This window comes from Streptomyces hirsutus (assembly GCF_001418415.1).
GTDB lineage: Bacteria > Actinomycetota > Actinomycetes > Streptomycetales > Streptomycetaceae > Streptomyces > Streptomyces hirsutus.
In genome coordinates this window covers 1-5920 of sequence record NZ_LIQT01000537.1, presented here as the reverse complement: position 1 = coordinate 5920, position 5920 = coordinate 1, and the positions used below count along the sequence as shown (strand labels likewise).

The following is a 5920-nucleotide window of genomic DNA, read 5'->3' as shown; positions in this document are numbered from 1 at the left end:
GCCCGGACCAGGGGCGGGGGCGGGGGCCGGACCGGCCGGCCCCCGCAACGGACTCAGACGCGGCGCAGAACGGCCACCACCTTGCCCAGAATGGTCGCGTCGTCGCCGGGGATCGGCTCGTAGGCCGCGTTGTGCGGGAGGAGCCAGATATGGCCGTCCTCGCGCTTGAAGCGCTTGACGGTGGCTTCGCCGTCGAGCATCGCGGCCACGATGTCGCCGTTCTCGGCGACGGGCTGGCGCCGGACCGTGACCCAGTCGCCGTCACAGATCGCGGCCTCGATCATGGAGTCGCCGACGACCTTCAGGACGAACAGCTCACCGTCACCGACGAGCTGACGGGGGAGAGGGAAGACGTCCTCGACCGACTCCTCGGCGAGGATGGGGCCGCCTGCGGCGATACGGCCGACCAGCGGCACGTACGACGCGGCCGGCTTGCCCGCGGTGTCGGTGGGCTGCACGGAGGCGGCCTGGTCGGAACCGCGCACCTCGTACGCGCGGGGACGGTGCGGATCGCGGCGCAGGAAGCCCTTGCGCTCCAGCGCCATCAACTGGTGTGCCACCGAGGAGGTGCTGGAGAGGCCGACCGCCTGGCCGATCTCGCGCATCGACGGCGGGTACCCGCGTCGCTGCACCGAATCCCTGATGACCTCGATCACCCGACGCTGGCGGTCGGTGAGTCCCGAGCTGTCCGCCCGGATGCCGGGAGGTCGGCCCGGCAAGGAGCGCTTTTGGCCCTCGGGATGCGTGGCTTCGCTCAGCGCATGCACCGGCTCGAGCCGGCCCTGGGAGCGGTCCTGGGCAGTGATGCTGGCGCTGTCTGCGGTGGTGGTCACGTCGGCCCCTCTCGATGGTCTCCCTGCAAGACAACGGTAGTAGCTTTCGAAAGGTTGCGCCAAACACACGTTCGAGTGAAAAAACGGGAATTGCCTTCTGTGATTGCCCGGAGAAGTGTATTGGCCGCAATTCTCCCTATCGGGCAAAGGTGTCCATTCCCGTATTCTTCGCCGCAGAGGCGGCGGCCTCCCGGTCGTGGGTCAGTCTGCCATTCGCCGCCCCGTGACGCGGGGGACGGCCCGGCTCTCCTCGGGTCTCTTCGGGAGTCGCGCGCGGCCTCCCTCCGGAGGGCGCGACATCTCCCCATGCGCGGCCGGCGCCATGCGCGCGCGGGGGGCCCGGCCTGTCCGGGGGCTGCCGGATCGGGGCTGTCGGCTCGGCGGCTGCCGGCTCCGCGCGAGGTTCCCCGTGCGGTCCCGCGAGGGGTTTCGCACAGCCCCTCCGGGGCGGGCGCGAGGCTCCGTGAGCCCGTACCGTCGCGTCGCGTGAGCGCACCGTGAGGAGGGCCGGGCGGGAGTCTTCGGCCCCGATTCGAGCGACACGCGTGCTGGAGTGTATGAATGAGCCAATCACCACATCTAGTGGTTGGATTGCACCAGCTGCCCAGAAGTTGTGGTCCCGCGGTTCTGAGGCCTTCGGAGATCGCTTATGCTGGAGCAGCTTCACGGGGCCGAACGGACCCCTTGAGGTCATGGAGTCTGCTGCGAGGGAGGGTTGGAATTTCATGCACTGCCCCTTCTGCAGGCACCCCGACAGCCGTGTCGTCGACAGTCGCACGACCGACGACGGCACGTCGATCCGCAGGCGGCGCCAGTGCCCCGACTGCTCCCGCCGTTTCACGACCGTGGAGACGTGCTCGCTCATGGTGGTCAAGCGCTCCGGCGTCACCGAGCCGTTCAGCCGTACCAAGGTCATCAACGGTGTGCGCAAGGCGTGCCAGGGGCGTCCGGTCACCGAGGACGCGCTGGCGCAGCTCGGCCAGCGGGTCGAGGAAGCGGTGCGGGCCACCGGGAGCGCCGAACTGACCACCCATGACGTGGGGCTGTCCATCCTCGGCCCACTGCAGGAACTCGACCTCGTCGCCTATCTGCGGTTCGCGTCCGTCTACCGGGCGTTCGAGTCGCTCGAGGACTTCGAGGCCGCGATCACGGAACTCAGGCAGGTGGAGCACCCCGTCGCGGACGACGGAGCCCCTGAGAGGGCTGTCGCGGAGGGCCGGGAAGGCGACAGCGGGCCCGGTGGGACCGTCCAGGTCCCGGAGCCCACCCAGCCCACCGGCTGACCGGCGGGCCCTGCCCGGTCCTGCGGCCGGGGGCGGCCGGACTGCGGCGATGAGAAGACCTGTTGCGGGCGATGCGAGTGGGTGCCCGCAGCATCAGACAAACACCGTGCCACGGGAACATCGGGGCACTTCAGGGCGTTTTGCCCGTACCAGGGAGGCGGCATGACAGAGACGGCGAGCGGTCCGACACGGAGTTCCCGGGCCAAGGGCAGCGGCAAGGCCGGCAAGGGGCTGCGAGTCGAGCGGATCCACACCTCTCCCGGAGTCCACCCCTACGACGAGGTGGCCTGGGAGCGTCGGGACGTCGTCATGACCAACTGGCGCGACGGCTCGGTCAACTTCGAGCAGCGTGGCGTCGAGTTCCCCGACTTCTGGTCGGTGAACGCGGTCAACATCGTCACCAGCAAGTACTTCCGTGGTGCCGTGGGCACCCCGCAGCGCGAGACCAGCCTCAAGCAGCTGATCGACCGCATCGTGAAGACGTACCGGAAGGCCGGCGAGGACCACAAGTACTTCGCCTCCCCCGCCGACGCCGAGATCTTCGAGCACGAGCTGGCCTACGCCCTCCTGCACCAGATCTTCAGCTTCAACAGCCCCGTCTGGTTCAACGTCGGCACGCCCCAGCCGCAGCAGGTCTCCGCCTGCTTCATCCTGTCCGTCGACGACTCCATGGAGTCGATCCTCGACTGGTACAAGGAAGAGGGCATGATCTTCAAGGGCGGCTCCGGCGCAGGCCTGAACCTCTCCCGCATCCGCTCCTCCAAGGAACTGCTGTCCTCCGGCGGAAACGCCTCCGGCCCGGTCTCCTTCATGCGCGGCGCCGACGCCTCCGCCGGCACGATCAAGTCGGGCGGCGCCACCCGACGCGCCGCCAAGATGGTCATCCTCGACGTCGACCACCCCGACATCGAGGACTTCATCCAGACCAAGGTCAAGGAGGAGGAGAAGATCCGCGCCCTGCGCGACGCGGGCTTCGACATGGACCTGGGCGGCGACGACATCACGTCCGTCCAGTACCAGAACGCCAACAACTCGGTCCGCGTGAACGACACGTTCATGAAGGCGGTCCAGGACGGCGGCAAGTTCGGCCTGACGTCCCGCATGACCGGCGAGGTCATCGAGGAGGTCGACGCCAAGGAACTGTTCCGCAAGATGGCCGAGGCCGCCTGGGCCTGCGCCGACCCGGGCATCCAGTACGACGACACCATCAACAACTGGCACACCTGCCCGGAGTCCGGCCGCATCAACGGCTCGAACCCCTGCAGCGAGTACATGCACCTGGACAACACGTCCTGCAACCTCGCGTCGCTGAACCTGATGAAGTTCCTCGAGGACGACAGCAAGGGCCACCAGTCCTTCGACGTCGAGCGCTTCTCGAAGGTCGTCGAGCTGGTCATCACCGCGATGGACATCTCCATCTGCTTCGCGGACTTCCCGACCCAGAAGATCGGCGAGAACACCCGCGCCTTCCGCCAGCTCGGCATCGGCTACGCCAACCTCGGTGCCCTGCTGATGGCGACCGGCCACGCCTACGACTCCGACGGCGGCCGTGCCCTGGCCGGCGCCATCACCTCCCTGATGACCGGCACGTCGTACAGGCGCTCCGCCGAACTGGCCGCGATCGTCGGCCCGTACGACGGCTACGCCCGCAACGCGAAGCCGCACCTGCGGGTCATGAAGCAGCACTCCGACGAGAACGCCAAGGCCGTCCGCATGGACGACCTGGACACGCCGATCTGGGTGGCCGCCACCGAGGCCTGGCAGGATGTGCTGAGCCTCGGCGAGAAGAACGGTTTCCGTAACTCCCAGGCGTCCGTCATCGCCCCGACCGGCACCATCGGTCTCGCGATGTCCTGCGACACCACCGGCCTCGAGCCCGACCTCGCCCTGGTCAAGTTCAAGAAGCTGGTCGGCGGCGGTTCGATGCAGATCGTCAACGGCACCGTCCCGCAGGCCCTGCGCCGCCTGGGCTACCACGAGGAGCAGATCGAGGCGGTCGTCGCCCACATCGCCGAGCACGGCAATGTGATCGACGCCCCCGGCCTCAAGCACGAGCACTACGAGGTCTTCGACTGCGCCATGGGCGAGCGCTCCATCTCCGCGATGGGCCACGTCCGCATGATGGCCGCGATCCAGCCGTGGATCTCCGGCGCCCTCTCCAAGACGGTCAACCTGCCGGAGTCGGCGACCGTCGAGGACGTCGAGGAGGTCTACTTCGAGGCCTGGAAGATGGGCGTCAAGGCGCTCGCCATCTACCGTGACAACTGCAAGGTCGGCCAGCCCCTCTCCGCCAAGACCAAGGAGAAGGAGAAGGCCGAGATCACCGAGAAGACCGAGGACACGATCCGTGCCGCGGTCGAGAAGGTGGTCGAGTACCGCCCGGTCCGCAAGCGTCTGCCGAAGGGACGTCCCGGCATCACCACGTCCTTCACCGTCGGCGGCGCCGAGGGTTACATGACCGCCAATTCCTACCCGGACGACGGTCTCGGCGAGGTCTTCCTGAAGATGTCCAAGCAGGGCTCGACCCTCGCGGGCATGATGGACGCCTTCTCCATCGCGGTCTCCGTCGGCCTCCAGTACGGCGTTCCGCTGGAGACGTACGTCTCGAAGTTCACCAACATGCGCTTCGAGCCGGCCGGTATGACGGACGACCCGGACGTGCGGATGGCGCAGTCCATCGTCGACTACATCTTCCGCCGCCTGGCGCTGGACTTCCTGCCCTTCGAGACGCGCTCCGCACTCGGCATCCACTCGGCCGACGAGCGTCAGCGCCACCTCGAGACCGGCTCCTACGAGCCGACCGACGACGAGCTCGACGTCGAGGGTCTCGCCCAGTCCGCGCCGCTGGCCCAGGAGCTGAAGGCGGTCGCCACGCCGAAGGCCGAGCCCGAGGCGGCCAAGCCCGCCCCGCAGCAGGCCCACACCAGCGCGGAGCTGGTCGAGATGCAACTGGGCATCCAGGCCGACGCCCCGCTCTGCTTCTCCTGCGGGACGAAGATGCAGCGCGCCGGCTCCTGCTACATCTGCGAGGGCTGCGGCTCGACCAGCGGCTGCAGCTGAGGCAGGGTGTGACACCGTGCGTACGGGCGTGTCCGCCCGGTACGACCGGCTGAGGGAATGAGAGAGGGGCACCGGCTTCGGCCGGTGCCCCTTCTTTCCGTTCTTTCCGTCCTGCCGCCGTTTCCCGCCGAGGTGCCGGGCCGTGGCCGGAACCGGCTCACGGGCGGCGGACGGCTCCCATGGTGCGGGTGAAGGCCGACGGGTCTCCCTGGAAACCCTGGACGCCGGGCTGGAACTCCCAGGCGCCGGTGCCGTCCCGGGTGAACTCGGCGACGGTGGCCGCCGTGGCTCCCAGAACACCCCCGAAGTCGTCCTCGGCCAGGACGGTGTACCCCTCGCGGATGCGCAGACCGGGGTGTCCCACGCCGGCGAAGGTGCGCGGCTCCTGGTGCTGCTGTACGACGACCCCCACCACCACGCGTGTGTACCGCGCGTCGAGCCGGTTCAGTTCCAGCGTCATGACCTCGTCGAAGCCGAAGCCCTTGCCGTCCTTGCTGTCCCGGTTGAGGGTGATCGTGCCGTCGGGGGAGCGGCTGTCGAAGTGCACCACGTAAGAGGGATCGCCGTGCGGATCGCTTGCCGGGTAGGGCGCGGCGACGAGATCCAGGTCGGTGGCCGGCTGCCCCGCAGGGCTCGGGTCCCACCTCAGCGCGATCTCGACCTTGCCGATGCCCTTGTTGACGCCGTTCACCAGTCTTCCCCTTCCCCGTACGACCGTCCTGCCCTTCAGGTCAACTGCCGGGC

Annotated in this window: 4 protein-coding genes; 2 read left to right on the top strand and 2 right to left on the bottom strand. The window is 68.5% G+C overall.

The genetic code is table 11. The features are described from left to right. Nucleotides 1-53: 53 nt before the first annotated feature. On the bottom strand, nt 54-833 hold the full coding sequence (lexA, locus tag AOK11_RS33650; protein WP_055597468.1) for a transcriptional repressor LexA: 780 nt from the start codon (nt 831-833) through the stop codon (nt 54-56). 725 nt (nt 834-1558) lie between these two features. On the opposite strand from lexA, the gene nrdR reads away from it, so the two are divergent. Continuing rightward, nucleotides 1559-2116: a transcriptional regulator NrdR gene (gene nrdR, locus AOK11_RS33645; protein WP_055597467.1), complete on the top strand. Its 558-nt coding sequence runs from the start codon at nt 1559-1561 to the stop codon at nt 2114-2116. A gap of 162 nt (nt 2117-2278) precedes the next feature. Continuing rightward, entirely contained in the window at nt 2279-5176 is a 2898-nt protein-coding gene (locus tag AOK11_RS33640) for a vitamin B12-dependent ribonucleotide reductase (RefSeq protein WP_055597466.1), read from the top strand. 157 nt (nt 5177-5333) lie between these two features. Here the strand turns inward: AOK11_RS33640 and AOK11_RS33635 are convergent, their stop codons facing one another. Next, nucleotides 5334-5867 carry a TerD family protein gene (locus tag AOK11_RS33635; RefSeq protein ID WP_055597465.1) on the bottom strand — a complete coding sequence of 178 codons (534 nt, stop codon included), beginning with the start codon at nt 5865-5867 and terminating at the stop codon, nt 5334-5336. Nucleotides 5868-5920 lie beyond the last annotated feature (53 nt).

Coding starts and splice junctions, on each gene's coding strand:
- AOK11_RS33640 (WP_055597466.1), top strand. CDS start 2,279: ATGACAGAGACGGCGAGCGGTCCGACACGGAGTTCCCGGGCCAAGGGC.
- nrdR (WP_055597467.1), top strand. CDS start 1,559: ATGCACTGCCCCTTCTGCAGGCACCCCGACAGCCGTGTCGTCGACAGT.